The sequence below is a fragment of the Nonomuraea sp. NPDC049655 genome (assembly GCF_044465465.1).
In the GTDB taxonomy this organism is placed as follows: Bacteria; Actinomycetota; Actinomycetes; order Streptosporangiales; family Streptosporangiaceae; genus Nonomuraea.
The window spans coordinates 436,987-462,863 of the sequence record NZ_JBITLS010000002.1; the positions used below are offsets into that span (position 1 = coordinate 436,987).

24 protein-coding genes and 1 tRNA gene are annotated in these 25,877 nt (G+C 72.0%); 16 read left to right on the forward strand and 9 right to left on the reverse strand.

The window, feature by feature from the left end; genetic code table 11:
- Positions 1-54 precede the first annotated feature (54 nt).
- The gene (locus ACIBQ6_RS07335) at positions 55-423 is read right to left on the reverse strand and encodes a hypothetical protein (RefSeq protein ID WP_397210633.1); all 369 of its coding nucleotides are present in this window, start codon (positions 421-423) and stop codon (positions 55-57) included.
- A gap of 523 nt (positions 424-946) precedes the next feature.
- Between ACIBQ6_RS07335 and ACIBQ6_RS07340 the strand changes: the two genes are divergently transcribed.
- The 5 genes from ACIBQ6_RS07340 (at position 947) to ACIBQ6_RS07360 (ending at position 6,094) form a co-directional block, all read left to right on the forward strand.
- A complete protein-coding gene (locus ACIBQ6_RS07340; protein ID WP_397210634.1) occupies positions 947-3,154 on the forward strand; it encodes a hypothetical protein in 2,208 nt (735 codons plus the stop codon).
- A 70-nt stretch (positions 3,155-3,224) separates the two neighbouring features.
- Positions 3,225-4,430 (forward strand): DUF418 domain-containing protein, encoded by a 1,206-nt coding sequence (locus tag ACIBQ6_RS07345; protein WP_397210635.1) that lies wholly within the window; start codon positions 3,225-3,227, stop codon positions 4,428-4,430.
- Between the two features lie 75 nt (positions 4,431-4,505).
- Entirely contained in the window at positions 4,506-4,844 is a 339-nt protein-coding gene (locus ACIBQ6_RS07350) for a winged helix-turn-helix domain-containing protein (RefSeq protein ID WP_352351957.1), read from the forward strand.
- A complete protein-coding gene (locus tag ACIBQ6_RS07355; RefSeq protein WP_352326042.1) occupies positions 4,844-5,110 on the forward strand; it encodes a hypothetical protein in 267 nt (88 codons plus the stop codon). Before ACIBQ6_RS07350 ends, ACIBQ6_RS07355 begins: the two co-directional genes overlap by 1 nt.
- Positions 5,111-5,119: 9 nt before the next feature.
- Positions 5,120-6,094 carry an NAD(P)-dependent alcohol dehydrogenase gene (locus tag ACIBQ6_RS07360; RefSeq protein ID WP_397210636.1) on the forward strand — a complete coding sequence of 325 codons (975 nt, stop codon included), beginning with the start codon at positions 5,120-5,122 and terminating at the stop codon, positions 6,092-6,094.
- On the opposite strand, the gene ACIBQ6_RS07365 is transcribed toward ACIBQ6_RS07360, so the two are convergent.
- On the reverse strand, positions 6,084-6,548 hold the full coding sequence (locus ACIBQ6_RS07365) for a DUF2867 domain-containing protein (protein ID WP_397210637.1): 465 nt from the start codon (positions 6,546-6,548) through the stop codon (positions 6,084-6,086). The two genes, ACIBQ6_RS07360 and ACIBQ6_RS07365, sit on opposite strands and share 11 nt — an antisense overlap.
- Before the next feature lie 52 nt (positions 6,549-6,600).
- On the opposite strand from ACIBQ6_RS07365, the gene ACIBQ6_RS07370 reads away from it, so the two are divergent.
- Positions 6,601-7,176: a TetR/AcrR family transcriptional regulator gene (locus ACIBQ6_RS07370; protein ID WP_397165991.1), complete on the forward strand. Its 576-nt coding sequence runs from the start codon at positions 6,601-6,603 to the stop codon at positions 7,174-7,176.
- A 115-nt stretch (positions 7,177-7,291) separates the two neighbouring features.
- On the opposite strand, the gene ACIBQ6_RS07375 is transcribed toward ACIBQ6_RS07370, so the two are convergent.
- The 4 genes from ACIBQ6_RS07375 to ACIBQ6_RS07390 form a co-directional block, all read right to left on the reverse strand.
- Positions 7,292-8,071: a class I SAM-dependent methyltransferase gene (locus tag ACIBQ6_RS07375; protein ID WP_397210638.1), complete on the reverse strand. Its 780-nt coding sequence runs from the start codon at positions 8,069-8,071 to the stop codon at positions 7,292-7,294.
- A 519-nt stretch (positions 8,072-8,590) separates the two neighbouring features.
- Positions 8,591-9,982: a xylan 1,4-beta-xylosidase gene (locus tag ACIBQ6_RS07380; protein WP_358288031.1), complete on the reverse strand. Its 1,392-nt coding sequence runs from the start codon at positions 9,980-9,982 to the stop codon at positions 8,591-8,593.
- 90 nt (positions 9,983-10,072) lie between these two features.
- On the reverse strand, positions 10,073-10,825 hold the full coding sequence (locus ACIBQ6_RS07385; RefSeq protein WP_397210639.1) for an SDR family oxidoreductase: 753 nt from the start codon (positions 10,823-10,825) through the stop codon (positions 10,073-10,075).
- A gap of 16 nt (positions 10,826-10,841) precedes the next feature.
- Positions 10,842-11,879 (reverse strand): phosphotransferase family protein, encoded by a 1,038-nt coding sequence (locus tag ACIBQ6_RS07390; RefSeq protein ID WP_352351965.1) that lies wholly within the window; start codon positions 11,877-11,879, stop codon positions 10,842-10,844.
- A gap of 157 nt (positions 11,880-12,036) precedes the next feature.
- Between ACIBQ6_RS07390 and ACIBQ6_RS07395 the strand changes: the two genes are divergently transcribed.
- Both ACIBQ6_RS07395 and ACIBQ6_RS07400 read left to right on the forward strand, forming a co-directional pair.
- Positions 12,037-13,119 carry a GNAT family N-acetyltransferase gene (locus ACIBQ6_RS07395; protein WP_397210640.1) on the forward strand — a complete coding sequence of 361 codons (1,083 nt, stop codon included), beginning with the start codon at positions 12,037-12,039 and terminating at the stop codon, positions 13,117-13,119.
- The gene (locus tag ACIBQ6_RS07400; protein ID WP_358288041.1) at positions 13,116-14,246 is read left to right on the forward strand and encodes a DegT/DnrJ/EryC1/StrS family aminotransferase; all 1,131 of its coding nucleotides are present in this window, start codon (positions 13,116-13,118) and stop codon (positions 14,244-14,246) included. Before ACIBQ6_RS07395 ends, ACIBQ6_RS07400 begins: the two co-directional genes overlap by 4 nt.
- On the opposite strand, the gene ACIBQ6_RS07405 is transcribed toward ACIBQ6_RS07400, so the two are convergent.
- Entirely contained in the window at positions 14,218-14,937 is a 720-nt protein-coding gene (locus ACIBQ6_RS07405; protein ID WP_358288044.1) for a hypothetical protein, read from the reverse strand. The genes ACIBQ6_RS07400 and ACIBQ6_RS07405 overlap by 29 nt on opposite strands.
- A gap of 41 nt (positions 14,938-14,978) precedes the next feature.
- Positions 14,979-16,373 (reverse strand): PLP-dependent aminotransferase family protein, encoded by a 1,395-nt coding sequence (locus ACIBQ6_RS07410; protein ID WP_358288047.1) that lies wholly within the window; start codon positions 16,371-16,373, stop codon positions 14,979-14,981.
- 71 nt (positions 16,374-16,444) lie between these two features.
- On the opposite strand from ACIBQ6_RS07410, the gene ACIBQ6_RS07415 reads away from it, so the two are divergent.
- The 8 genes from ACIBQ6_RS07415 (at position 16,445) to ACIBQ6_RS07450 (ending at position 25,138) form a co-directional block, all read left to right on the forward strand.
- A complete protein-coding gene (locus ACIBQ6_RS07415) occupies positions 16,445-17,083 on the forward strand; it encodes a pyridoxamine 5'-phosphate oxidase family protein (RefSeq protein WP_397210641.1) in 639 nt (212 codons plus the stop codon).
- Between the two features lie 85 nt (positions 17,084-17,168).
- The gene (locus ACIBQ6_RS07420; protein WP_397210642.1) at positions 17,169-19,526 is read left to right on the forward strand and encodes a protein kinase; all 2,358 of its coding nucleotides are present in this window, start codon (positions 17,169-17,171) and stop codon (positions 19,524-19,526) included.
- A gap of 114 nt (positions 19,527-19,640) precedes the next feature.
- Positions 19,641-21,299: a protein kinase gene (locus ACIBQ6_RS07425; RefSeq protein WP_397210643.1), complete on the forward strand. Its 1,659-nt coding sequence runs from the start codon at positions 19,641-19,643 to the stop codon at positions 21,297-21,299.
- 21 nt (positions 21,300-21,320) lie between these two features.
- On the forward strand, positions 21,321-22,712 hold the full coding sequence (locus tag ACIBQ6_RS07430) for a hypothetical protein (protein ID WP_397210644.1): 1,392 nt from the start codon (positions 21,321-21,323) through the stop codon (positions 22,710-22,712).
- A 46-nt stretch (positions 22,713-22,758) separates the two neighbouring features.
- Positions 22,759-23,943, forward strand: a complete 1,185-nt coding sequence (locus ACIBQ6_RS07435) for a DUF2510 domain-containing protein (RefSeq protein ID WP_397210645.1) — start codon at positions 22,759-22,761, stop codon at positions 23,941-23,943.
- A gap of 68 nt (positions 23,944-24,011) precedes the next feature.
- Positions 24,012-24,605 (forward strand): oligoribonuclease, encoded by a 594-nt coding sequence (orn, locus tag ACIBQ6_RS07440; protein WP_357978410.1) that lies wholly within the window; start codon positions 24,012-24,014, stop codon positions 24,603-24,605.
- Positions 24,606-24,673: 68 nt separating this feature from the next.
- Positions 24,674-24,749, forward strand: a tRNA-His gene (locus ACIBQ6_RS07445).
- A 197-nt stretch (positions 24,750-24,946) separates the two neighbouring features.
- Entirely contained in the window at positions 24,947-25,138 is a 192-nt protein-coding gene (locus ACIBQ6_RS07450; protein ID WP_358288064.1) for a LuxR C-terminal-related transcriptional regulator, read from the forward strand.
- A gap of 12 nt (positions 25,139-25,150) precedes the next feature.
- On the opposite strand, the gene ACIBQ6_RS07455 is transcribed toward ACIBQ6_RS07450, so the two are convergent.
- Positions 25,151-25,819, reverse strand: coding sequence for a pyridoxamine 5'-phosphate oxidase family protein (locus tag ACIBQ6_RS07455; RefSeq protein ID WP_397210646.1), 669 nt, complete (start codon positions 25,817-25,819; stop codon positions 25,151-25,153).
- Positions 25,820-25,877: the final 58 nt, after the last annotated feature.

Sequence of the window (25,877 nt, forward strand, 5' to 3'; positions counted from 1 at the left end):
GCCCTTCGATCCGGAGGCCACGGGGGTGATCCCGCGGCTGACGTTCGACGACGGTCAAGGGGGCGCTCCGGCGTCCCCGCCGGCGTCGGACGAGGAGGCGCCGGAGGCGTCCGGCTCCCCGGCGGAGGTGAACGCCGAGACGACGACGGCCTTCCGCGTCCCCGGAACCGTGCACATCGGCCACCCTCCCACGACAGACGAGCCCGCTTCCGGGCCTTCGCAGGCGTTCGCCGAGCGTGACGTCGCGGCCCAGCCGAAGACGGCGGGGCCCAACGCGTTCACCGCCAGGGCACCCCACGCCCCGGCCGAGCCGTCCGGCACCGAGAGGCCCGCGGCTTCGGACGCGAAGAGCTCACCGACCGCCGGGACCATGCCGATGCCTGCGGCGGAGTCTCCCCAGGCTCCCGCCGCCGGGGCCGCCAAGGGCGGCTCCCCCACGACCGCTGACAGCGGCGACAGCTCCTCTAAGAGCTCCGCGACACCCCAGGGTGCGGGAAGCGGCCCGAAGGGCTCCGGCGCAGCTGGCGCGGCTGGCGCGGCTGGGTCGGGTGCTGCGGGATCGGCTGGATCGGGTGCTTCGGGATCGGCTGGGTCGCCTGCGACAGGGTCTGCTCGTTCCGGGGGCTCCTCCGACGCGGGTGGGGCCTCGCCGAACGGGGAGGCGGGCCCTGGTCGCACCGGGGTCGCCGACGCGGGGAACGCAGGCGCATCCGGCGCGGATGCCGCCCGTGCGGCCGTCGCCGGTACGTCTGGTGCGTCCGGTCCGCAGGGCAGCGGGCCCCAGAAGGCCGGCGCTGTCGTTGACGGCGAGGGTGAGAGTGACGGCAGGACCGTTGCCTTCCGGGCGCCTGTTACCCGGACGGCCGATGCCGGTGCCGTCGCGGCGTCCGGGGTCGGGGCTCCGGTGGTCGAGCGGGCTCCGGCGGCTTCCGGTGACGGACAGGTCGTGGGCGGCCCGCTGGGCGGCGAAGGCGCGCCCGTGGCCGCGGGGCAGAAGGGCCGGACCGCCGGCGGGCGGGTCGGGGCGCTGGTCGCCAGCGCGCCCAAGTGGCTGCCCGTCGTCCTCGTGCTTGAGGGCCTGCTCATGTACATCCTCGCCCTGCGCGTGCCCCCGGGCCCGCTGTGGGGTGTGGACCCGGAGAACATCAACGGCCTGGGCCTGATCTCGGCGCTGCCGGCGACCGCGTTCGTCGCCCTCCTGATCATGATCGTGTCGTTCTTCGTCACGGTCGCCCAGAGCACCGACCGCAAGTTCCTGCTGCTGTTCCAGATCGCCGCCATCACGTTCGCCCTGCACGGCGCGGGCGCCCTGGTGGCCACCGAGCCGCGCTTCCCCACGGCGTACATCCACGCCGGTTTCGTGGAGTTCATCTCCAGGACGGGCGAGACGGCGATCAGCATCGACGCCCGCATGGGCTGGCCGGGTTTCTTCGCGTTGTTCGCGTTCGTCACCAAGGCCGCCGGCATCACCGACATGACGACGATCCTGCAGTGGACGCCGCTCCTGTCGAACCTGCTCTACCTGCTCCCGTTCGTCCTGATCCTGCGCCAGGTGGTGGCGACGACGCGGGCCCGCTGGTTCGCGGCGCTGCTGTTCATCCTCGTGCAGTGGATCGGACAGGACTACTTCTCGCCGCAGGGGTTCACCTTCGCCCTGTATCTGGCGTTCGTGGCGATCCTGTTGCGCTGGTTCGGACGGGTGGAGCCGCGCACCAAGCCGATCCCGCCCAAGGGGCTGCGCAAGCTGCTGGGCAAGCTCGACGCCATGACGCCCGGCGAGATCGTGAACACCGGCACCTACCGGGCCGACAAGCTGCTGATGCTGCTGATGCTCCTGGCGTTGTTCTTCGCGTCGGTGGCCTCGCACCAGATCACGCCGTTCATGATGCTCGGCGTGGTGACCGCGTTCCTGATCTTCAAGCGGACCTCGCTGACCTGGGCGCTGCCGTTCTTCCTCGGTCTCGTGACGCTGGCGTGGATCAGCTACATGACGGTCGGGTTCTGGGCGGGCCAGATCGACGCGATCTTCGGCGGCCTGGGCAAGATCCTGCAGAACATCGGCAGCGCCACCTCCGACCGCGTCGAGGGCAGCGACCCGGCGCACGCGCTGGTGTTGCAGGCGCGGCTCGGCATCCTCGGGGTCATCCTCTCGCTGGCGGCGGCCGGGCTGTTCCGGCGGCTGCGCCGCGGGGTGTTCGACCGGTCCGCGCTGATCCTGCTGTGCGTGCCGGTGCTGGCGCTGGGGCTGCAGAGCTACGGCGGCGAGATCGGGCTGCGCATATACATGTTCGCGCTGCCCGGCTCCTGCCTGCTGGCCGCCTACGCGTTCTTCCCGAACCTGCCGGCCGACAGCGCGGACGTGCGCGAGGAGACCGTGCCGCTGCGCAGGCGGAACGTGCGCTTCAACCCCGAGCTGACCAGGAAGATCTCGGTCGTGCTCGCGGCCTGCTTCGCGGTGCTGTTCGCCTTCGCGTTCCTGCTGGCCAGGTACGGCAACGAGAAGTTCGAACGGGTCACCACCGGCGAGGTCGCCGCCCTGCACTACGTCTACGACCACGACAAGCCGAGCGCCAAGGTGCTCTACCTGGTGCCCAAGGAGGGCCCGGAGGTCACGCCGACCCTGCCGTGGGGCGAGCGGGACGTCGAGCTGGTCAACTTCGGCGTCCAGGCTCTGGTGCACAAGGACCCGACGCAGATCGCCGACGCGGTGGCCAAGCTGAAGGAGCAGCCGCGCAACTCGTACCTGATGGTGAGCCGCGGGCAGGTCAGCTACCTGCAGCTCAACGAGGGCTTCCCGGAGGACTGGGGACAGCGGTTCCGGGCCGCGCTGGACGCCTCGCCCGACCTGAAGAAGGTCTTCTCCAACGACGACGCCGCGCTCTACACCTGGAAGAAGTTCGTGAAGGGCACGGAGATCCCCGATCCCAACCCCTACAAGGGACGTGGCGACCCCACCTCGCCGTGGACGCCCGTCGGCATCGGGGCGCTGGTCGTGACGTGGGTGGCGCTGTTCGGCTACGAGGTCATCGGGCTGAACGGGCCGAACCGGGCACGACGGGCGCGCAGAGGGCTGATGTTCCTGGCCATCCCGTCGTTCTTGATCTCAGTAGCAGTGATCGTGGAGAGATTTATCCACATCGCACTAAATAACTGAATTCACAGGAAACGCTAAGGTTTTGCGGGATGATGTAGGCCTGATGAGGACACAGGAGACACTTCCCGCCATGCCCGATGCACGACTCGCGGCCGCGAGGATCACTTCTGTGGACGCCCTGCGCGGCTTCTCGCTGCTGGGGATCCTCGTCGTCAACATCGCCTTCCTGGCCTCCGGTTACCGGATGGCCGGGATGGCGGAGCCCGGCTTCGACTCCTCGCTCGACTGGGTCGTGCGCTGGCTCGTGACGCTGTTCATGGAGAACAAGTTCTACCTGCTGTTCTCCTTCCTGTTCGGCTACAGCTTCACGCTCCAGCTCGACTCGGCCGTCCGGCAGGGGCGGGCGTTCGTGCCGATGTTCCTGCGCCGCCTGGGCGGGCTGCTGCTGATCGGCCTGGCCCACGCGGTGCTGCTGTTCCCCGGCGACATCCTGACCACGTACGCGTTCGTCGGGATCGCGCTGCTGGTGCTGCGCCGGATCGGCCCCAAGACCGCGATCGTGCTGGCCGGGCTGCTGACCCTGGTGCTCGCGTTCGGGTTCCTCATGCTGGCCCTGCTGGCGATGGTCGGCCTGGACGCCTCCGGCACGGTCGCCGAGGGCACCGCCGAGGCCGCCAGGTCCGACACCGCCCTCGGCGGGGTGTTCTGGCAGATCATCTCCGAGCACATGCGCAAGCTGTCGCTGATCGTCCTGCTGCGGGTGCTGTTCCAGGGGCCGGCGGTGCTGGCCGCGTGCCTGATCGGGCTGGCGGTCGGCAAGCTGGGCGTGCTGCGGAACCTGTCGGCGCACAAGGTGGCGCTGCGCAGGCTGCAGTGGACCGGGTTCACGGTCGGGCTGGCCGGGGCCTTCGTCTACACGCAGTCGGCCTGGAACGGCACGGTGAACAAGTTCCTGGGCGAGGCGATCGACCTGGTGACCGCGCCGCTGCTGGCCGCCGCGTACGCGGCCACGTTCCTGCGGGTGCTGCCGTACCTGCCGCGGGTGGGCCGGGCCCTGGCCGCCCCCGGGCGGATGGCCCTGTCGAACTACCTGGGCCAGTCGCTGATCTGTTCGCTGATCTTCACCGGTTACGGCCTGGCCCTGGTGGACCGGGTCAGCCCCGCCGTCGAGGTGCTGATCGCGCTGGCCATCTTCACCGTCCAGGTGCTCTACAGCCACTGGTGGCTCAAGGGACACCGGTACGGGCCGGTGGAGTGGGTGCTGCGCTTCCTGACGTACTGGCGCAGGCCCACGGGCGAGCGGCACAAGGCTCCCGACTCCGCGCAGACCGTCTGAAATCTTCTGCCCAAAAACCCTTTGGGCGAGGTACGCTCTCATGTGTAAGGAAAATCTTTCACGTGACGGGAAATCATGACCGATGCCGGGCCGACCGGTGACGAGCTGGTCGAGATGCTGGCGGCGCTGGGCAACCCCCTGCGGGTGCGCATCGTCGCGACCCTGGCCGCCGGCCGCGACTATGTGAGCCACCTGGCCCGCGAGATCGGCGTCAGCCGTCCGCTCCTCCACATGCACCTGCGGCGGCTGGAAGCGGCCGGCCTGATCGTCGGCACGCTGGAGCTCTCCGAGGACGGCAAGGCCATGAAGTACTACGAAGTCACCGACTTCGACGTCCACCTCACCGCAGCGGCGCTGGCCGAGGCGGCCAAGACCCTCACCGCGCCCGACCCGGAGCCCAAGGAGCGCCCCTGATGCCCACCGCCTGGCCCGAGGTGATCTTCATCCTCGGTGTGCTGCTCGTGACCGGCTTCCTGATCTGCCTGGTCATCGTCGGCCTCTTCGACTTCCGCAAGGCGAAGCTGGAGGCCCTGCAGAAGGACGACCTGCGCCGGCTCGTGCACCGGTTCGAGCAGCTCGCCGAGAACACCCTTGACGCCCAGCAGCGCTCGGCCGCCGACCTGGCCGAGCTGCGCGCCCGCACGGCGTCCATCGAGCAGATCCTCAGAACCGTCGAGTAGGAGCGTGCCATGAAGGCCATCCGTTACGCCGCCTACGGGCCGCCCGAGGCCGTCGTCGAACTGCGCGAGGTCGATCCGCCGCCGGTCGGCGACGACGACGTGCTGGTCCGGGTGCGGGCCGCGGCCGTCAACCCGGGCGACTGGCACTTCGTGCGCGGTCTGCCGTACGTGATGCGGGCCGTCTCCGGGCTGCGCCGCCCCAAGTTCGACGGGCTCGGCATGGATCTGGCCGGTCAGGTCGAGGCGACGGGCCGCAACGTCACCCGGCTGAAGCCCGGCGACGAGGTGTTCGGCCACTTCCGGGGCGCCTTCGCCGAGTACGTCGCCGTCCCCCAGGACAAGGTGCTGCTGGAGAAGCCGGCCGGTTCGACGTACGAGCAGGCGGCGGCCGTGCCGCTGGCGGCGCTGACCGCCTACGAGGCCCTGGCGACCAGAGGCGAGGTCAAACCGGGGCAGAAGGTCCTGGTCGTCGGCGCGGCGGGCGGGGTGGGGACGTTCGCGGTGCAGATCGCCAAGGCACTGGGCGCCGAGGTGACCGGCGTGTGCAGCGGCGGCAAGGCGGAGCTCGTCGCGTCCTTGGGGGCCGACGAGGTCATCGACTACACCCGGCAGGACTTCGCCCGGTATCCCGGCCGGTACGACGTCATCCTCGACAACGTCGGCGACCGGCGTCTCGCGGACTACCGGCGGGCCCTCGCCCCCACCGGCGCCTACGTCCCCAACGGGGGCTCCGGCGGCGGGTCGTTGCTCGGGCCGACCGGGCGCATCCTGCGCGTGCTCGTGACCAAGCCGTTCGTCCGGCAGCGCCTGGTCAACTTCGTCACGGCCGCGGACCGGGACACACTGGCCGCCGTGCGCGGGCTCGTCGAGGCGGGCCAGGTCGTCCCGGTCGTCAGCCGGACGTACCGGCTGGACCAGGTGCCCGAGGCCATCGCCCACGTCGAGCAGGGCCACGCCACGGGCAAGGTCGTCGTCACCCTCTAGGCGCACCCAGGCGGCGCTGGGCCGAGCGGAGCATCGCCCGGACGACGATGGGGTGCACGAGGCGTACCGGCCAGAAGTAGAGCCGGCCGCGCCGGCCCTTCAGCCGGACGGTGGTCGTGACCCGCACGAGCCGGGCCTCGCGATCGACCCCCACCCCGCAGCGGAAGTCCAGGTGCCGGTCGTCGGCCGCGATCAGCGCCTCCTCCCCCTCGACCCGGGCGACCCGGAAGACGTCGCGCGGCGCGCGCGGGATGCCGACCAGCGGCACGACCGCCTGGCGCAACCACAGGGCCGCGGCGATCCAGCGGGGCATCGACCTGATCGAGAAGACGGCCTTCGCCCAGGTCCGCGGGTCGTCGGTCGCGCGCGGCGGCAGCACGCCGACGACCACGTCGGCGTAGTCGGGCGCGGGCATGTCGTCCAGGGCGGACGACCAGTAGACGGGTGTTCTCATGACGCCTCCATACGGTGCCGTATGGTGAGGACTATACGGTACCGTATGGCGAATGGCGCAAGGGGGCCGGATCACGGCGGAACAGTGGGTGGACGCGGCGTACGCGCGGTTCACCAAGATCGGGCTGGACTCGGTGCGGGTCGAGGCCGTCGCCCGCGACCTCGGCACCACCAAGGGCTCCTTCTACTGGCACCACGCCGACCGCGGCGCGCTCGTCCGGGCGGTCATGGAACGCTGGGAGGCCGAGGAGACCGAGCACATCATCGCGGCCGCCTCCGCCGAGGCCGAGCCGCGCGCCCGGCTGCGCGCCCTGTTCGGCACGGTCGCGGCCCGCGCGGGGCGGCGCGGCGGCGAGAGCCGCCTCTACCTCGACGCCGAACGCGAGGGCGTCGCCGACATCGTCACCCGGGTCACCCGCCGCCGCGTCGACTTCGTCGCCGGGCTCCTGGTGGGGCTGGGCTTCGACGAGGGGGAGGCGGAACGGCGGGCGCTGCTCGCGCTGGCGGTGGTGCTCGGCCTCCAGCAGCTCGAACGCGGCACGCGGCCGCACATCGTGCTCGACCAGGCGCTCCTCACCGAGACCGCCTTCACGATGGCCGTCACGCCGCCACCCGCCCAGGGCGAGTGAGGGCCGATCGCGGAGGCCCGTCCCGGCCGATCGCGGAGGCCGTCAGGGCCGACCGTGGAGGCCCGTCAGGGCCGCGTCGGGCCGCCACTGGGCGGTCCGGGCGGGTTGCCTGTTGTCAGGCGTCTGGGCCGTTGCGCTGGAGTTCCAGGAAGTCCTGATCGCAGCTCAGGCGGTAGCCGTCCGGGGTGCGGAAGTGTTCCTGGAGGTAGGCGGCGACCTCGTCCATGGCGGGCGGCTGCGACAGCGGGACGACGTTCAGCATGAACTGCGCGACGGCCAGGGCGGTCTCCAGGTCGGGCATGGTGACGGAGGCCGGGTCGGTGCTGATGCCGATCTCCCATTCGGTGCCCGCGGTGGCGGCGAAGGCGCGCCCGAGGGCGTCCAGGTCGTAGCGATGACCGGTGAAGCGGCGCAGCAGGCGCATGCAGTCGCTGTCGGGGTTCTGCATGACGACCACGGCGAAGCCGCCCTCGGCCGTCCAGGAGGCCAGCCTCTGGAGCTGCCGCAGCCAGGAATCTTGCGGCAGGTAGTACAGGACGTGCGCGCACAACACCAGGTCGGCGGTCTCCTCCGGGGCGGCGGTGGCGATGTCCTGACCGAGGATCGTGGCCTCGGGACACCTGCGGGCCAGTTCGGCCCGCAGGTGCTCGTTCGGCTCGATGGCGATCGTCCGGTCGAACCTGGGAGCCAGCCACGCGGTGGTCTCGCCCGTCCCCGCGCCGGCGTCGATGAGCGTACGGCGGTGGGGCAGCCGTCCCACGACCCGGGCCAGTTCTTCGCGGGCCCGGATCTTCTGGTCGGTGTGGGCCAGGAAGGTGGCGAAGGCGGCGTCGTAGGCCGCGCTCATCGGGTCGAGGATGTGCACGATGGGCGGCTCGGCGTTGCTGTCGGTCATCACGGTCCCCGGCATCACAAGTCAGTCACTTTCAGCTTATGGAGCACCACTCTACGTTCATGTGTGTCGGGATCGGTGAAGCGGTGGACCGTACCGGGCGGCTGCCCCGGAACGGGCCCGGGGTCGTGAAGCCGGGGTCGTGAAGCCGGGGTCGTGAGGCCGGGTCGTGAAGCCGGGGTCGGGTGGGGAGGGGCCTGGGTGCGGGCTCGGGTGTCGGGAGTCGCCGGGGGTGAGGGCGAGGCAGGCCGGCGGGTGAGGGCGATGCCTAGGCTGAGGGGCTCTCGTGGGTGTTCGACGCATGGTGACGGTGTCGTGGAGTCCGGTGTAGGAGCCGCGGCGAACCCCAGGAGCCGAGGCGCAGGTGAGCGCCGTACGTCGCCGATGACCAAGAACGACGCGCCAACCAGGGATGCGCAAGGCGCCCTTCCAGGGGGTGCCGAAGGCGCCCTTCCCGGGGGGGACCATCAGCGCCGCAGGCGCCGGGTTTGGGACCATGGGCGCCGCAGGCGTCGGGTGCCGTCAGGCGCCGCCTCTTCCCGCCCACTTGATCTCGTACGCCCCCAGCGTCACCGCCTTGCCGTCCACCGTGGCCGTCACCTCCCGGTCGGACGTGTTCACCATGACGACCTGCTGCTCCTGCGCCAGCACCTTCACCTTCGGGTCGGACGACGTCACCGCGCTGTCGAGCCGCGCCCCCGCCGGGAACCACCGGGTGAACCCGCTCAGCAGCCCCGCCATCGGCATCTCGTCCCCCCGCCCGGGCGCCCAGAGGCAGCCGTCGCACTGGCCCGTCCCCTTCACCTGCGGGTTCCAGTACAGGGCGGTGGTGACGCCGCTCCTGGCGAACTCCATCATCGCCGCCGCCTGCACGGCCGTGCGCCGCTCCTCGCTCCACCCTGAGTTCTCCGGCTCGACGTACCACTCGGCCCACCAGACGGGCAGGTCGTCGCTCTTCTCCCGCAGCCACTTCGTGATCGCGCCGAACTTGCCGAGAGCGCCGAAGTCGTCGGGAACGTTCCCCTTGTCGGTCGTCATCGAGGCGCCGTCCACGACGATGAAGTCGGCGCCCTTCTTGTGCTCGATCCAGTACTCGATGGCGTCGAGCGCCCGCTGGTCGACGGTCCCCCACGGGCCCTTCAGCTCGGACGGCCCGCCGCCCGAGCCGGTCTCGATCGGCATGTACGGCCCACCCACCTTGATCTGCGGGTCGACCTTCTTCAACGCCGTGTAGACCTTGTTGTAGAGCTGGGTGTACCCCTCGGCGTCCCAGCGGTTGGTGGAGGGGTCCCAGAAGCCCTTGAACTCGTTCCACACCATGTAGTACTTGACGGTCGGGTACTGCCGGGCCACCCGCGCGGCCAGCTTGGCGTAGTCGTCGAAGTGCTCCGGCTTGGGGGCGACGGTGTGGTTCTTGCTCCAGTCGGTACGTCCGGGCTGCCCGCCCTTCATCCAGTCGGGCGCGCAGCACAGGGTGATCACCGGCACCGCCCGCGACGACGCCATGAACGTCAGCCGCCGGTCGAGGTCGCGGAAGCTGAACTGGCCGGGGCTCGGCTCGGGGTTGCCCACGCCCCAGCCCATGATGTGCTGGTTCTGCAGCATCGGCACCCGTCCGAGCATGCCCCTGGCCTGTTCGACGACCGGGCGCGGCTCGGTCTCGGTGCTGTACTGCGTGTGCGTGATGCCCCACCGGGGCCAGTCGTGGAGCACGGGCGGCTGTTCGAGCCGCGGCGGCGCCTGGGTGGGCCCGACCTCGGCCACCTCGCCGCCCTTGAAGCCCTCGCGGGAGCTCGACCGCATGCCCGCGTAGACCATGATGCCGACGACGAGCACGACCGCGAGGACGCCGGCCCCCAGGGCGATCGGCCATGGCGACCGTTTGCGCGCGTGTCTGCCCTCGGTGGGAATCACGGAACGCTCCTTACCATCACGCAACGTACAAGGGCCAGGCAGTGCCCGGCCCTTATGACGGTAATCGTTCCGCTTGCAGCAGACTTGCTGTCAATCGGAAGCGGGTGGGCGCTGACCGCCCGCGGGCCCGGGAACCCCCGAGTAACGGTACGGCACCGGCTGCCTACCCGGCTGCACGATGAGCAGGGTGCCCGGCGTCTCGGCGTAGAAGGCGGACTCGACGGCGGCGGCGACGTCCTCGGCCGTGAGCAGCGGGAATCCGGCGTCGACGAACATCTCCCGCGCGGCGGCCACCAGCGGAGTGTCGGTGAATCCGGGGCAGACGGCGTTGATCCGGATGTTCTGCTGGGACAGCGGCTCGGCCAGCGCCCGGACCAGGCCGACGACGGCGTGCTTGGTCATGGTGTAGATCGGGTCGCCGGCGAAGGCCACCAGCCCGGCCAGCGAGGACGTGGCCACGATCGCGCCGCCGCCCGACCTGGCCAGCAGCGGCACGCTGGCGCGCACGCCGAAGACGACGCCGTCCACGTTCACGCCGACGATCGCGCGGTAGCGCTCCAGGTCGAAGTTCGCCAGGTCGACGCCCCCGGAGATGCCGGCGTTGAGGTGCACCAGGTCGAGGCGTCCGTACCGCTGCTCGGCGAGCGCGACGGCCTCCAGGGAGGCTTCCTCGGTGCTGACGTCGGCGGCCAGCCACGCGCCCTCGACCTCCTTGGCCACCCGCTCGACGCCCTCGCCGTCGCGGTCGACGAGGACGCACTTCGCGCCGCCCGACGACAGCCGCCGGGCCACCGCGGCGCCGATGCCGCTGGCCGCTCCGGTGATGAGTGCAACTGTGCTCATGGGGCTCCTTGCGGGGTCAGGGCTGGTCGAGCATGCGATGGGCGCGGGAGATCAGCGTCGGCACGGCCGCGCCGATGCGGTCGAACCCCTCCCCCACGGTCTTACCCTGCTTGAAGCGGGCGTGGATGCCCTCCACGATCACCGCCAGCTTGAAGTTGCCGAAGGCCACGTAGAACCCGAGGTCCGAGATGTCGCGGCCGGAGACCTTCCCGTAGTGGGCGGCGAACTCGGCGGCGTTCATGAACCCCGGCGCCACCGTCACGTCGCCCGACACGGGGATGCGGGCCCGTTCGTCGTCCCCGCGGTCGTGCCAGTACGTCAGCGTGAGCCCCAGGTCGGCCAGCGGGTCGCCGAGCGTGGACATCTCCCAGTCGACCACGGCCATGATCTCGATCTCGGCCGGCGGCGGCGCCAGGCGCACCAGCGTGTTGTCCAGCCGGTAGTCGCCGTGCACCAGGGTGCTGTCGGACGCGGCGGGCAGCCGCTCGCGCAGCCGCCGTACGAGGCTGTCGTAGTCGGGCAGGTCGGCGGTCTTCGACCGTTCCCACTGCTGGCACCACCGGTCGAGCTGCCGGGCCAGGTACCCCTCGGGACGGCCGAAGTCGCCGAGCCCCACCTCCCGGTAGTCCACGGCGTGGATGGCGGCCAGCACCTCGGCCAGCCGCTCCGACAGCCGCCGCGTCTGGGCCGGCGTCGGCTGCCCCAGCTCGTCCTTGGTCTGCACGGCGGCGCCGGGCACGTACCCCATGACATAGAACGGCGCCCCGACCACCTCCTCGTCGGCGCAGAAGGCGACGGGCTCGGGCACCGGGACGGGCGTCGGCGCCAGCGCGGAGATGACCCGCCACTCCCGCCGCATGTCGTGGGCGGTGGGCAGCACGTGACCCAGCGGCGGTCTGCGCAGCACCAGCCGGCGCTCGCGCGCCTCCACCAGGTAGGTCAGGTTCGACCTGCCTCCGGAGATCAGCGAGACGGACAGCGGCTCCCCGGCGTCCGGCACGTTCCTGCCCAGCCACGAGACCAGCCGCGGCCAGTCGATCCCTGGTACCGTCATGGACACACATTAGAACGCCACTCGGTCCTGAAAGCCAGCTGAGAGTTGCATAACAGTAGGCCCGGCACATCCCAGGCATGGGCGCCCATCCTTTAACCTGGCCCTACACCTCTGACCGCATGCTGGTCAGGTTGTGGTAAGCCGACAGTAGGAGCCCATGCGCGTCACCGTTGCCCACCCTCGCGATCTGGGACAGCCCGAGCTCAGCCGATGGCGCGCCCTGCAGGAGTCCGACGCCGCCTTCGACAACCCCTTCCTGTCCCCGGAGTTCACGGTCACCGTGGGCGAGCTCCGCGACCTGGTCCGGGTGGCCGTCCTGTACGACGGGCCGGACATCGTCGGCTTCTTCCCCTTCGAACGCCATCCGCTGGGCATCGGCAAGCCGGTCGCCGCGGGGCTGACCGACGCGCAGGGCCTGGTCCACGCCAAGGGCCTCGACCTCGACCCGCATCGGTTGATCAAGGACTGCGGGCTGTCGGTCTACGAGTTCGACCACCTGGTCTCCGGCCAGCCGCTGCTCGACGGGCGGTGCACCACGCACCCCTCGCCGATCATCGACCTGCGCGACGGGTGGGGCCCCTACACCGAGACGTTGCGCGCCCGGTCCGGCAAGACGTACAAGTCGACCCTGGCCAAGTCGCGCAAGCTGCAGCGCGAGTCGGGGCCGCTGCGCCACGACTACGCGATCGCCGAAACCGGGCCGCTGCACACGCTGCTCGGCTGGAAGACCGACCAGTACCGGCGTACCGGGCGCACCGACCGGTTCTCCCAGCGGTGGATCGTCGAGCTGGTCGAGCGGCTGCTCGCCACCCGGTCCGACAGCTTCGCCGGCGTCCTCGACATGGTCTACGTCGACGACGTGCCGGTGGCCGGGCACTTCGGGGTGCGCACCCGCACGACGCTGGCCGGCTGGTTCCCGGCCTACGACACCGCCTACGCCAAGTACTCCCCCGGGCTCATCCACCACCTGGCGATGGCCGAGGCGGCCGCCGCGTCGGGCGTCCAGGTGATCGACATGGGCCGGGGCGAGAAGGAGTACAAGGAGAAGCTCAAGAACGGCGAGCTGGAGGTGGCCGAGGGCCGTGTGGCCAGGGCCGGCGTGGCGGCGGGGGTCCACTGGATGATGCGGGTGCCGGTGCGCAAGACGCGCGCCACGGTGATGGCCAATCCGCTGCTGCTCAAGACCGCCGACAAAGCGTTGAAAACTTTTGGGCGATTGCGTACCGTCCTACAAGGGTGAGACTCATCGCGGAGCGCACCGGGCGGCACTGCCTGTGGCTCCCATCCAACCGCCTCGGCCTCTACCTCGCGCTGCGCCACTGGTGCCTGCCGGGTCAGCGGCTGCTCATGTCTCCGGTCTCGGCCGACGAGATCCTCTTCCTCGTGCTGGCGGCCGGTCTGCGCCCGGTGATCGCGCCGTTGTCCCCGCGGGACGGCAACATCGACGTCTCCCGCGTCGACCTGTCCACGGTGGACGCCGTCCTGACGACGAACCTGTACGGCCTGCCCGACCAGGTGTCGGCCTTCGCGGGAAAGATCCTGATCGAGGACGTGGCGCACGCCCTGGAGACCGCTCCGGGCGGGCGCCCGCTGGGCACGTTCGGCCAGGCGGGGGTCTTCAGCCTGTCCAAGCATCCGGGCGCGGGCTCGGGCGGCGTGCTCGCGGTGACCGACCGCGCCGACCTCGAAGCGCTCGAACGCGCCCGCGACGAGCTGCTCGTCCCCGGCGCGCTGCGCGCCGACCTGTTCAGCGTGGCCACCTCCATGGCCCGGCAGGCGGCGCTCAGGCTCGACCTCGTCCGCCCGGCGCTCGCGCTGATGCGCGCCCTCGGCATGCAGGAGGAGCGCGAGGGCTACCGCATCGCCCTGGAGCCCGACGCGCTGGAGCTGGCGCTGAAGCAGGTGCCCGCGCTGCCGCCGTTCGACCCGTGGGTACGCGCCGACCTGGCGGCCTACCGCGCCCGGCGGGGGCGGCTGGTCCGCTGGTACCAGTCCAGGCGCCTGGCCAAGGTGCCCGGCGAGCGGGCGCGGCGGCTGGCCGGGATCGCCCGGCTGGCCGAGCTGCCCACGGTGGCGCCCGCCGTGCTGGACAACCTGGACCAGCCGCTGTTCCGCGTCCCGCTGCTGGTGCGCGACAGGGACGCGGCCGTCGCCGAGCTGGAGCGCCGCGGGGTGGCCACCGGCTACCTGTACGACCCGCCGTACGACGAGTACGCCCTCGGCTTCACCGACGCCTCGCCGGACCCGGGCCCCGCGCGCTGGTGGGCCCGGCACGTGCTGCCCGTGGACCCGCTATACGCGGCCCGCTCGCTGCCCGTCCTGCGCGGTCTGGAGCCGCCTATGTGGGGTCCGCGCGAAGCAGTCTGAGGAACGCGCGCAGCCCGGTGATGATCTCCTGGTTGTCGTTGAGGCCGTCCACGGTCTCCTCGAAGCGGCGGGCCATCAGCGTGATCCGGCGGTCCAGGTCGTGGTCGGCCCGTTCCAGGCCGGCCCTGGTGGCCGCGAGCTCGCCGCCGAGCTCCTCGGCCTGCCGGGTGAGCCGTTCGGCGGCGGCGGACAGCGCCTCGACCTGGTCGCGCAGCGCGATCACGTCGAGGCGCGGGTAGCGGACCTCGCGTCCCAGCGTCCTGACCCGCTCGCGCAGGTGCCCGACGTAGGCTCCGGCCGGCCGGAACGCGGTGGCCAGCAGGTAGAACCCGGCGAAGTAGTAGCCGATCTGCCGCCCGGAGAAGAACGTGACCACCGCGACCACGACGGCCGAGACCACGTGCCCGGCGACCGCGAGGACGAGCATGCGGCGGGCGATCGTCCTGGCCTCCTCCGCACCGCGGGCCGGGACGTCGATGCCGGTCTCGCGGGAGACCTCGATGTCGCGCACCACCTGCCGGGCGGCGAACGACAGGTTCCACGGGAAGGTCAGCAGGACGGCCAGCCAGACCAGGCAGATCGCGCCCAGGCCCAGCGACAGGAGGGTGGACAGGGGCACGCCCGCGTACAGGACGAGCCACGCGGTGACCGCCGTGACGATCAGCGAGGCCGGCAGGAGCCAGGGTTTCATGCCCGCCACCCTGCCGACGGCGGCCCGGCGGGCGCCAGCGCTCAGATACTCAATCCGGTCTGAGCATCCCGGATCAGCCCGGCCAGCACCGCGCAGCCGCGCCGGACGTCCCTGAGCGAGGCCGAGCCGTAGCCGAGGACCAGGCCGTGCAGGCGGGCGCGGTCGTGGTGGTGGCGGTCGGCGGGGTCGAGCAGCACGCCGCGCTCCCTGGCCCGCTCCACGACCTCCTGGACGTCGCCCGCCGGCAGCTCGGCCAGCACGTGCAGCCCGGCGGTGTCGCCGCGCAGGCGGCAGACCGGGCCGAGGATCTCCACCACGGCGGCCCGGCGGCGGGCGTACTCCAGGCGCATCCTGCGCAGGTGGCGGTCGAGGTCGCCGCGTTCCAGGAGGGTGGCGACGGCCTGCTGGACCGGTCCGCTGGTGCGGTCGGAGACCGCGGCGCGGAGGGCGGCAATCCGGCTCACCAGGTCGGGCGTGCCGACCAGCCAGCCGACGCCGACGTCGGGGGCCAGGGTCTTGGACAGCGAGCCGAGCAGCACGACGCGGGTGGGGTCGAGGCCGTAGAGGGCGGGGAGAGGGGCGACGTCGTAGCGGAACTCGGCGTCGTAGTCGTCCTCGACGATCGTGGCGCCGGTGCTCCTGGCCCAGGACAGCAGGCGTTCCCGGCGCGGGATCGGCAGCCGGCCGCCCAGCGGGTACTGGTGGGCCGGGGTGGTGTAGAGGACGCGCAGGTCGCGGGGCAGGTCGTCGACGATCACGCCGTCCTCGTCCACCGGGCAGGGCACGACCTCGGCGCCCCTGGCCGCGAACACCGTGCGGGCCACGTGGTAGCCCGGGTCCTCGACGCCCGCCCGCCCGCCGCCGGCCAGCAGGGCCAGCGCGCACAGGTCGAGCCCGTTGCCGGTGCCCCTGGTGACCAGGACGTTCTCGGGGCCGACGGCCATGCCCCTGGCCCTGCGCAGGTGGTCGGCGAGCAGCTCGCGCAGGCGCGGCAGGCCGTGCAGGTCGGGCGAGTCGCCGGGCGGCAGCTCGCCGGCGCTGCGCCAGGCCCGCTTCCAGGCGGCCCGGTCGTAGTCGCGCACCCAGGGGTCCCCGGGACGCAGGTCGATCCACTCGCCCTCGGGACGGCGGGCGGGCGGCGCCGGTTCGTACGGGCTCTCGCGCGGCGGGACGTGCGACTCCATGGCCGCCACGAACGTGCCGGACCCGTGGCGCCCCTCCAGCCAGCCCTCGGCGTAGAGCTGCTGGTACGCCTCGGTGACGACCGTCCGGCTCACTTTGAGCTGGTCGGCCAGCGCCCGCGTGGACGGCAGCCGCTCGCCCGGCGCGAGCGCGCCGCCCATCATGGCGTGCCGCAGCCAGCCGGCGAGCTGGGTGGTCAGCGGGACGGCCGAGTCGCGGGACAGGGATACCGGCAGGTCAATGTGGGTGCGCACGAAAGTGGTCTCTAGGAAGGGTCGGTTAGTGGCCCTACAGGATAGGTCCACTTCGCGATTAGCGTCGAATCATGCTCTCCTCCACCCCGCGCACGGCTCTCGGCCGAGAGAAGCACCGCGGCAGCACCGACCGGAACGATCTCTACGACGTGCTCGACAGCGGGCTCGTCTGCCATCTCGGCGTGGTGGCCGACGGCCATCCCATGGTCGTGCCCACCGGCTACGGACGGATCGGCGACACCCTCTACCTGCACGGCTCCACCGGCGCGCGCTCGCTGCGGGCCGGCGACGGCACCGAGGTGTGCGTCACCGTCACCCACCTGGACGGCATCGTGCTGGCCCGCTCGGTCTTCAACCACTCCCTCAACTACCGTTCGGCGATCGTCTACGGCCGCGCCCGGCTGGTGAGCGACCCCGACGAGCGGCTGGCGGCCCTGCGGGCGCTCACCGAGCAGCTCGCCCCCGGCCAGTGGGACTACGTCCGGCCGCCCACGCGCAAGGAGCTGGCCGCCACCGCCGTGCTGGCCCTGTCGCTGGCCGAGGCGTCGGTCAAGATCCGCAGCGGGGCGCCGGAGGACGAGGAGGAGGACTACGCGCTGCCGGTCTGGGCCGGGGTGCATCCGCTGGTCACGACCTGGGGCGAACCGCAACCGGATCCGGCACTTCCAGAAGGTATCGATATACCGGTTCACATCCTCCGTCGGGAGTAGTTCCATGAATCCGGAACCACCTGGCAAACCCGACTCCTTGATCACGCGTCTCATCAGGTGGGCCGGCTCCTGATGGGAGAGGGCGATGGAGTGGAGTGCTCCCGGTTACACGGAGATCAGACAGCTCGGCGCGGGCGCGAGCGGGCGCGTCGTGCTGGGCGTGCACGACGAGACGGGCGTGAAGGTCGCGATCAAGTACCTCTCCGAGGCGCTGCTGCGCGACCCCGCCGCCCTGTCCCGCTTCCAGGCCGAGGCGCGGGTGCTGACCTCGCTGCGCGACCCGAACATCGCCACGATGTGGGAGTACATCCAGGAGCCGAACGGCGCCTGCATCGTGATGGAGCTGGTCAACGGCGTCTCGCTGCGCGCCCTGCTGCGTGAGAACGGCACGACCGAGCCGGAGGCGGCGCTGGTCGTGCTGAAGGGCTCGCTGCTGGGCCTGGCCAGGGCCCACGCGTCCGGGGTCGTGCACAAGGACTACAAGCCCGAGAACGTGCTCGTCCGCGACGACGGGATGAGCAAGCTCGTGGACTTCGGCGTCGCGGTGCCGCAAGGCACGGCCACGCATCCGGAGGGGACGCCGCCGTACATGGCGCCGGAGTTGTGGGCCGGCCGGCCCGCCTCGCCGGCGACCGACGTGTACGCGGCCACCGCGGTCTTCTTCGAGTGCCTGACCGGGCACCGGCCGTACCGGTCGACCGAGCCCAGCGTGCTCGGCTACCAGCACGTGCACGCGCCGGTGCCCTTCCACGACGCACCCGAGGCGGTCCAGGGGCTCGTCCGGCGCGGCCTGGCCAAGGAGCCGCGGGACCGGCCGCCGAGCGCCCTGGCCTTCGTCGAGGAGCTGGAGGCCACGGCGCGGGCGGCGTACGGCGAGGACTGGGAGGAGCGGGGCAGACGGCGCCTGGCCGCGCTGGTCGCCCTGCTCGCGCTGCTCCTGCCGGCCCCGCCGCAGCCCACCCCCGAGGTCACCACGTCCCTGGCCAGGACGGTCTTCCGCGGCCTGCGGTCCAACGCGGTGCGGGTGGGCATGGGCACCGCCCTGGTGGCGGTGGTGACGGTGGCGGTGGTGGTCGCGCTCGCCGCCCGGCGGCAGCCTGCCGAGCAGCCGGTCGGCGCGGCCGTCGCGGTGCCGCCGGCCACGACCGAGGCGGTGACCGCGCCGCCGAGCACGGCCGAGGCGGTGCTCGCGCCGCCGACCACCCCCGAGGCGACGCCGCGCACCTCGCACGAGGGGCCGCCGTCGCCGGCGTCCCCGCCCGAGCTGCTGCCGCCGCCGACGACCTCCAGGCCGCCCGTCACCACCCGGGCGCCGCGCACGCCGACGGCCGGGCCCACGAGGAAGCCGACCAGGACCGCCACACCGACGCCCGAACCGACGCCCACCCGGACCCCGACGCCGTCCCCCACACCGACCCCCAAACCGACGCCCACCCCGACGCCGACGCCCGTCGCGACCGTTCTCAGGGTGAGCGTGGGTGACGTCACGGTCGGCGGCGACGGCGTCGCGCGCGCCTCCGTCACCGTCCGGACCGCCGGGGGCGCTCCCGTCAACGCCACCGGGACGTGGACCGCGCCGGGCGGCGAGGGCCACGTCCACCGCCTGCGGCTGAGCGGCGCGACGTCCTACACCCGCGCCTTCACCTGGGACCTCGGCGAACGGCCGTGCGGCGGGACCGTCACGCTGACCGTCGTCACCTCCCCCGCCGCGCCGGGCGGCGCCCGGTCCTCCTCGGTGCCGGTGCCGGCCTGCCAGACGCGGGTGAACGGGCTGTTCGTCTCGCTGGCGATGCCCGAGGCGCCGGGGCTGACCGCGCGCGCCCGGGTCGGCGTGACCGCCGACGGCACCGGCGAGCTCCCGGTCGAGGCCGCGTTCGCGGTGGACGGCGAGACCGTCGGCACCCGTACGGCCAGCCTGTCCGGCCGGACCTCCTACTCCCGCGTCTTCACCCACTCCTTCCGCGCGCGCCCGTGCGGTTCCACCCTGTCGGTACGGGTCCGCGCCGGCGACCGCGTCCGGACCGCCCGGGTCGAGGTCACCTGCCCGCCCGCCGTGCGACGGGTCTCGATCGTCAGGGCCGGGCTGAGCGAGGGCGGCCTGGCGGCGACCGTCTCGGTGGTCACCGCCGACGACCGGCCGGTGACGCTGGAGGTGGGGTTCCTGCTCGGCGGCGAGCCGGCCGGCTCGGAGCGGCTCACGCTGTCCGGCGACACCACGTACACCAGGACGGTGAGCCGGGCGCTCAGGACCGTCCCGTGCGGCACCACCTGGACCGTCACGGCGAGCACGACGCCGGAGGCGGCCGACGGCCCGGACCAGGCGAGCGGAAAAACCCCAGAATGCCCCAGAGAGACACCCAAGCCAGAAGAAACCCCAAAACCACAGGAAACGCCCAAACCGCAGGAATCCCCACAATCCGATAAGCCCGGCACGGTGGACTAACCTCGCAAATTCGGCCATATCGGCATATCGGTGGCGGGAAAGCCCTTCCCTCTGGTTAAGCTACGCAGCGTTTGATGCGGGTGGGGGCCCGAATGACTCCAGAGGAGACCGTTTATGTACGGCGATGGGCAGTGGGGGGTCCCCGGCTACACCGAAGTCCGGGAACTGGGCAGCGGTGCCGCCGGCCGGGTGGTCCTGGCCACGCGTGACCACGACGGCGTGGAAGTCGCCATCAAATATCTGAACGACGAGCTCAGGGCCGACATGGGCTTCGTGGCCAGGTTCCGGCACGAGGCCCGGCTGCTCGGCACCCTGCAGAGCTCGCACCACGCGCGCCTGATCGACTACGTCGAGTCGGGGCAGGGCGCGGCGATCGTCATGGAGCTGGTCAACGGCGTCTCGCTGCGCGAGATCCTGCGCTCCGAGGGGCCGACCGGGGCCGAGGCGGCGCTGGTCGTGCTCAAGGGCTCGCTCCAGGGGCTGGCCGCCGCGCACGCGATCGGCGTCGTCCACCGCGACTTCAAGCCCGAGAACGTGATGGTCCAGGGCGACGGGGTCAGCAAGCTGGTGGACTTCGGCATCGCGGTCCGGGCCGGCGAGGGGGCCAGCGCCGCGGGCACGCCGCCGTACATGGCGCCCGAGCAGTGGGCGGGCGGGGCCGCCGGGCCGGCGACCGACGTCTACGCCGCCACCGTCGTGTTCTTCGAGTGCCTGACCGGCACCCGGCCCTTCCGGGCGCCCAACGTCGCCGCGCTCGCCCGCCAGCACCAGAGCGCGCCGCCGCCCGTCGAGGAAGTGCCCACGGCGCTCCAGAGCCTGGTCGAACGCGGCCTGGCCAAGCAGCCGGGCGAACGGCCGCCGTCCGCCGAGGCGTTCCTGACCGAGCTGGAGGCCATCGCGGCCGAGGCGTACGGGGCCGACTGGGAGGAGCGCGGACGCCGCCGCCTGGCCGCGCTCGCCGGCCTGCTGATCCTGCTGTTCCCGAGCCCCCTGCACGATGCCGCCGAGACGCAGACCGCGCTCACCGAGACCCGTTTCCCCGACCCCGCCCGCCTGCTGAGCAAGCTCTCGGCCAAGATCGCGATCGGCGCGGTCGCCGTGGGCGTGGTGGTGGCCGTGGGCGTGATCCTGGTCAACTCCTCCTCCGACGAGCCGGTGCTGCGGGCCCAGACGAGCGAGGTCACGCCCAGCGCGACCGACCCGGTGATCGACGAGGAGCCCACGGAGGAGGAGCCGACCGCGACGCCCGAGGAGACCACCCCGGAGCCGGACCCGACGCCGACCTCCGCGGACCCGGCCGTCTCGACCCCGCCGCCCGTCCTGCCGACGGCGACGGCGGCGGCCTCGCCGTCCAGGACGCCCAAGCCGACCCCGACGCGGAAGCCGACCAGGCGGCCGGTCAGGACGCCGAAGCCGACCCCGACCGACTCCCCCGAGCCGGACATCACCGGCAAGAACAGCACGACCAGCGACGGCAGCAAGCCCACCTCGGCCACTCCCACGCCCACCCAGACCTCCGCCCCGCCCACCAGGACGCCGCCGACCAGGACGCCCCCGAGCAGCCCGCCGCCTTCGGAGACGGAGGAGCCCAGCCCGACCGGGACGCCGAGCGGCGGCGGCGACGGCGACGGCGGCACCGAGACGCCCACCCTGGACCAGGTGGGCAAGGCGCAGGCCGGACTCCTCGCGCTCGGCCTGATGACGTCCGGCGCGGTTCCGGTCACACTTGCGGTGAAACGTCGCATGGCAGGACGCCACAGAAAGCAGCGCTAGACGCGCCGGGGGGCAAGGGGGATGGACAACCACAGGAACGGTATCGCCGGATTCCGGCTGACCGAGCACACGTGGATGACCGAGCTCGGCAACTGGATCGACGCCATCTCGCCGGACGGCCGCAGGGCCGGGGCGCTGCTGTTCGACCCGCGGGTCATCGGCCTGCCCGGCGTCCGGGAGCGCGTGGTGAACACGGTCATGACCGACCAGCACCTCGTGCTGGGCGGCATGGGCGGGCTGATCCCGGTGGCCGACGTGGTCGCGGCGGGCGACCAGGTGTGGCTGCTCACCGCGCAGGCGGTCAGCCCCACGCTGGCCGACCTGCTCGCCGGCGCGCCCGTCGATCCGGCGGGGGCGGCGTCGGTGCTGACGGAGACCGCGCAGACGCTGCTCGCGCTGCACGCCGCCGGGGTCACGCACGGCTCGGTGCATCCGGGCACGGTGGTGATCACCGCCGAGGGGGCCGCGCTGCTGTCGGAGCGCGGCCTGTCCGACGCGATCCGCGGCCAGGTCTCGCCGCGCGAGCGGGACGCGGCGGGCTGGGCGTCGCTGGCCCGCGGGCTGGCCGCGTCCTTCACGCAGACCGCGCCGCGGGCCGCCGGCCTGTTCGAACGGGCCGCCGGCACGGCCACCACACTCGGCCTCGAACCGGCCCGCGCCATGCTGAGCCAGGAACGCGCGGCGCTGCCCGGCGGCCTGATCAGCCGGGACGCGCTGGCGCGGGCGGCGCGCGGCAGGTCGGCGTTCGCGCAGCCGCCGTCGTTCGCCGCGCAGCCGCCGCCGGCGCCCCAGGACGAGGGCGACATCGTCACGCTGCTGCACGTGCCGGCGTCGGGGTCGCCGCCGCGCCTGCAGTTCGGCCCTGGGGTGGGCGGCCCGGGAGCCGGTGCCGGCACCGTGCGGCAGCCCGAGACGACGGCCGAACGCATCTGGCGCGAGGGACGCGACGGCGCCGCGACCGTCCACCAGCCGGAGAAGCGGTCCCAAGGCCGGGTGGCCAAGGTGTCGCGGCGACGGCGGCGGCGCACGATCCTGTCCACGGCGCTCTTCGCGGTCGTCATGGCGGGCGCGATCGTGGCCTGGTTCAGGCTGACGGACGCCCCCGAGCTGGCGGTGCGGTCGATCGACGTGGTGGCGCCGAAGAAGACGCTGGGCTGCGGCGGCGCGATCGTCCTGACCGGGACGGTGGTCACCAACGGCGGCGTGGGCGAGATCCGCTACGAGTGGCGCAAGAACCTGGACAAGGAGGTCGTCAAGGGCAGCCTGCGCACGAGCGCCGACAAGACGTCCTACTCGGTGCCGCTGCGCTGGACGTTGTCAGGCAAGAGCAACGTCAAGGCCACGGCCACGCTGAAGGTGCTCTCGCCGGGCCCGGCGCGTACCGACAAGGCGAGCTTCACCTACAAGTGCTGACCTTCCCTGAATGCGCAACAAAGCGGTTCTTACTAATCTGACGGGCATGACCACGCAGACCCCCGCGGGCTGGTACCCCGACCCGTACGGAGAGCCGCAGCTCCGCTGGTGGGACGGCAACCAATGGACGGACGCCACCCACGCGCAGGAGCGGCAGCCTCAGCCGCAGCAGCCGTCCTCCGGGCCGCAGCCGGGCCCGGGGCCGCAGCCCCAGTCGTCCCCCGACTGGTCGGCCACCCCGGCGAACCCCACGCTCCAGTACGGCCGGCCCTCCTCCGGCCAGCCGCCCTACGGACAGCCCGCCGACCAGCAGCCCGCGCAGGGTCAGCCCCCCTACGGCGGTCAGCCCGCCCAGGGCCTGCCCGCCTACGGGCAGCCCACCCGCCAGCAGCCCGCCTTCGGCCAGCAGCCCACGCAGCAGCCCACCCAGTGGGCCGGCGGTCCGCTGCCCGGCCCCGGCCAGGCGCCGCCGCCCAAGCAGGGCAACCCGCTGCCGTGGGTGTTCGGCGGCCTGGCCGCGCTGGTCGTGGTCGCGCTGATCGTGGTCGCCGGGATCTTCTTCCTCAACCGGGGCAGCAGTACCCCGGTCGCCTCGCCCACCACCGAGGAGCCGCAGCCGTTCCCGACGGCCGAACCGCCCTCCGCCGGGCCGCCGACCGAGCTGCCCCCGCAGGGCGGCGAGCTGCCGCAGCCGCAGGACGGCCGCATCACCGACCCGCGGAGCGGCCTGTCCTACCAGGCGCCCGACGGCTGGAAGGTGCCGGCGTACGGCGACGTCAACGGCGCCGACCCCTCCCAGCAGATGTGGACGAGCGGCGTGCAGGCCAGCTCGCAGGAGAACTACGAGGGCGACAAGGACTGGATCGGCAACGCCTACGCCGGCCCGCTGGCCGCGCTCATCCCCTACACCGGCGCCTCGGCTCTGGAGGACACCGCCAAGGCGCTGTTCATGCAGTTCAGCACCCAGTTCTACGAGCCGCAGCACACGACCAAGCTGATCGAGAACAAGGCCACGAAGATCGGCGACCATGACGCGTGGGTCATGCAGTTCCAGCTCGACTTCACCGCCGTCGCGGAGAAGAACGGCTACAAGTGGAAGAAGGAGAACGCCGCGATCGTGCTCATGGACCGCGGGGCCGGGCAGCGTCCGACGTTGTTGTACATCTCCGTTCCCGACAATCTGGGCACAGACGTGGTGGCGAAGGTTCTCGGCTCGCTCAAGCCCGCGTAAGCGGGGGCACTAGGCTGGTGGGGTAACAAGCGGGCGGATTGCTCCGAGCCGCTGGGCGAGGAGATCGAATGAGTGACGTGCTGGTCTGGATCGACTGCGAGATGACCGGGCTCGACCTGGGGCGCGACGCGCTGGTCGAGGTGGCCTGTGTCATCACCGACAGCGAGCTCAATCAGCTCGACGAAGGCGTCGACGTGGTCATCAAGCCGCCGCCGGAGTCGCTGGAGCAGATGTCGCAGGTCGTGCGCGAGATGCACACCGCCTCGGGCCTGCTGCCCGAGCTGCCGGGCGGCGTCACGCTGGCCGAGGCGGAGTCGCTCGTGCTCGACTACATCCGGCGGCACGTGCCGGAGCCGAAGAAGGCGCCGCTGTGCGGCAACTCGATCGGCACCGACCGCACGTTCATCGCCAGGGACATGCCCGGGGTCGACGCCTGGCTGCACTACCGCATGGTCGACGTGTCGTCGATCAAGGAGCTGGTGCGCCGCTGGTACCCGCGGGTCTACTTCGCGGCCCCCGAGAAGCAGGGCGGCCACCGCGCTCTCGCCGACATCAAGGAGAGCATCAGGGAGCTGCGCTACTACCGCGCGGCGATCTTCGTGGCGCAGCCCGGCCCCGACTCGGCGACCGCCCGGCAACTCGCCGAGCGGGTCAGCGGCTAATTGGATGGCGTAAAGACTCCCGAACCCCGCTACACTTTTCCTGTGCCGTCACGGAGCGGGCGGCCATGGTGGGTGTAGCTCAGTTGGCAGAGCGCCAGGTTGTGGTCCTGGATGTCGAGGGTTCAAGTCCCTTCACTCACCCCAAGCACACAGCCGGTCCCTCGGGACCGGCTGTTGTCGTTTTCTCCCGCCAACGCCCCCAAATCAGGACAATGCGAGTTATGCTCGCTGTCTACCGCTAACGCCGGAAGCACGGGGGCCATCGGCGATCAGACCGTCTGCGCGCCCCCGGAGGCCGGATGAGAGTCGACGACGCAGCGTTCGACAGTGTGATCACCTCCTTGAGCAAACGCGAGGCCGAGGTCATGGACCTGATCGCCTCGGGCCGGTCCAACGGCCAGATCGCCCAATGCCTGTTCCTCAGCGAGAAGACCGTGAAGAACCACGTCAACCGGATCTACGCCAAGCTCGGCGTCGACTCCCGGGTCACGGCCATCGGACTGTGGTTGTCGCTCAGGAAGGACGGCTCCTGACCCGGCGGGGGTTCAGGCGGTCGTGATCCGGCGACCGGTCAGGCGGCTGGGCCTGATCTTCAGGTAGTGCTGGCGCCGCCCGCCGGCCCACGGCTCGACGCCCGTGCTCGCCGCCTCGGCCTGCTCGTCCTCGGTCGTGACGTGGTGCAGCGAGCCGTGGACGAGCACGCTCCAGCCGCCCCGCGTCAGCTCCTCTATGCGATCGACCTCGAACGCGACCTCGTACTCGACGTCCTCCACACCCGTGCTCAGGTCCTCGTCGGTGCTGCCGCCCGCCGCGGTGCGGAACACGATCGCCCCCTCCGACATCCGGAAGTTCACCGGCAGCACGGTCAGGCCGTAGCGGCCCTCGAAGGCGATCCGGCCCACTCCCCCGGGCCGCAGCAGGCGCAGGCACTCCTCCTCCGCCAGCGGCACCAGCGTGGGGTGCGCCGAGGCCGGCCCCGCGCCGGCGGGTTCGGTCACCTCCCCGAGCAGGCCCTCCACGGTGGTCTCCAGCGCCTCGGCCAGGCGGGCCAGGGCCTCGCGCACTGAGATGCCGGACTGGTCCTCCAGATAGGCGACGTAGCCGACCGCCACGCCGGACCTCTCGGCCAGCTCCTGCCGGCTCAGGTTCAGCGATTCGCGACGTTCGGCTATCCGGCGGCCCAGGCGTTCCATCGTGGTCACTTGCTCAGACATACCGGTGCCCTACCCCGGATCTCCCCACCTCCCGGTGGTGTCTGTGGCAGAAATGGTT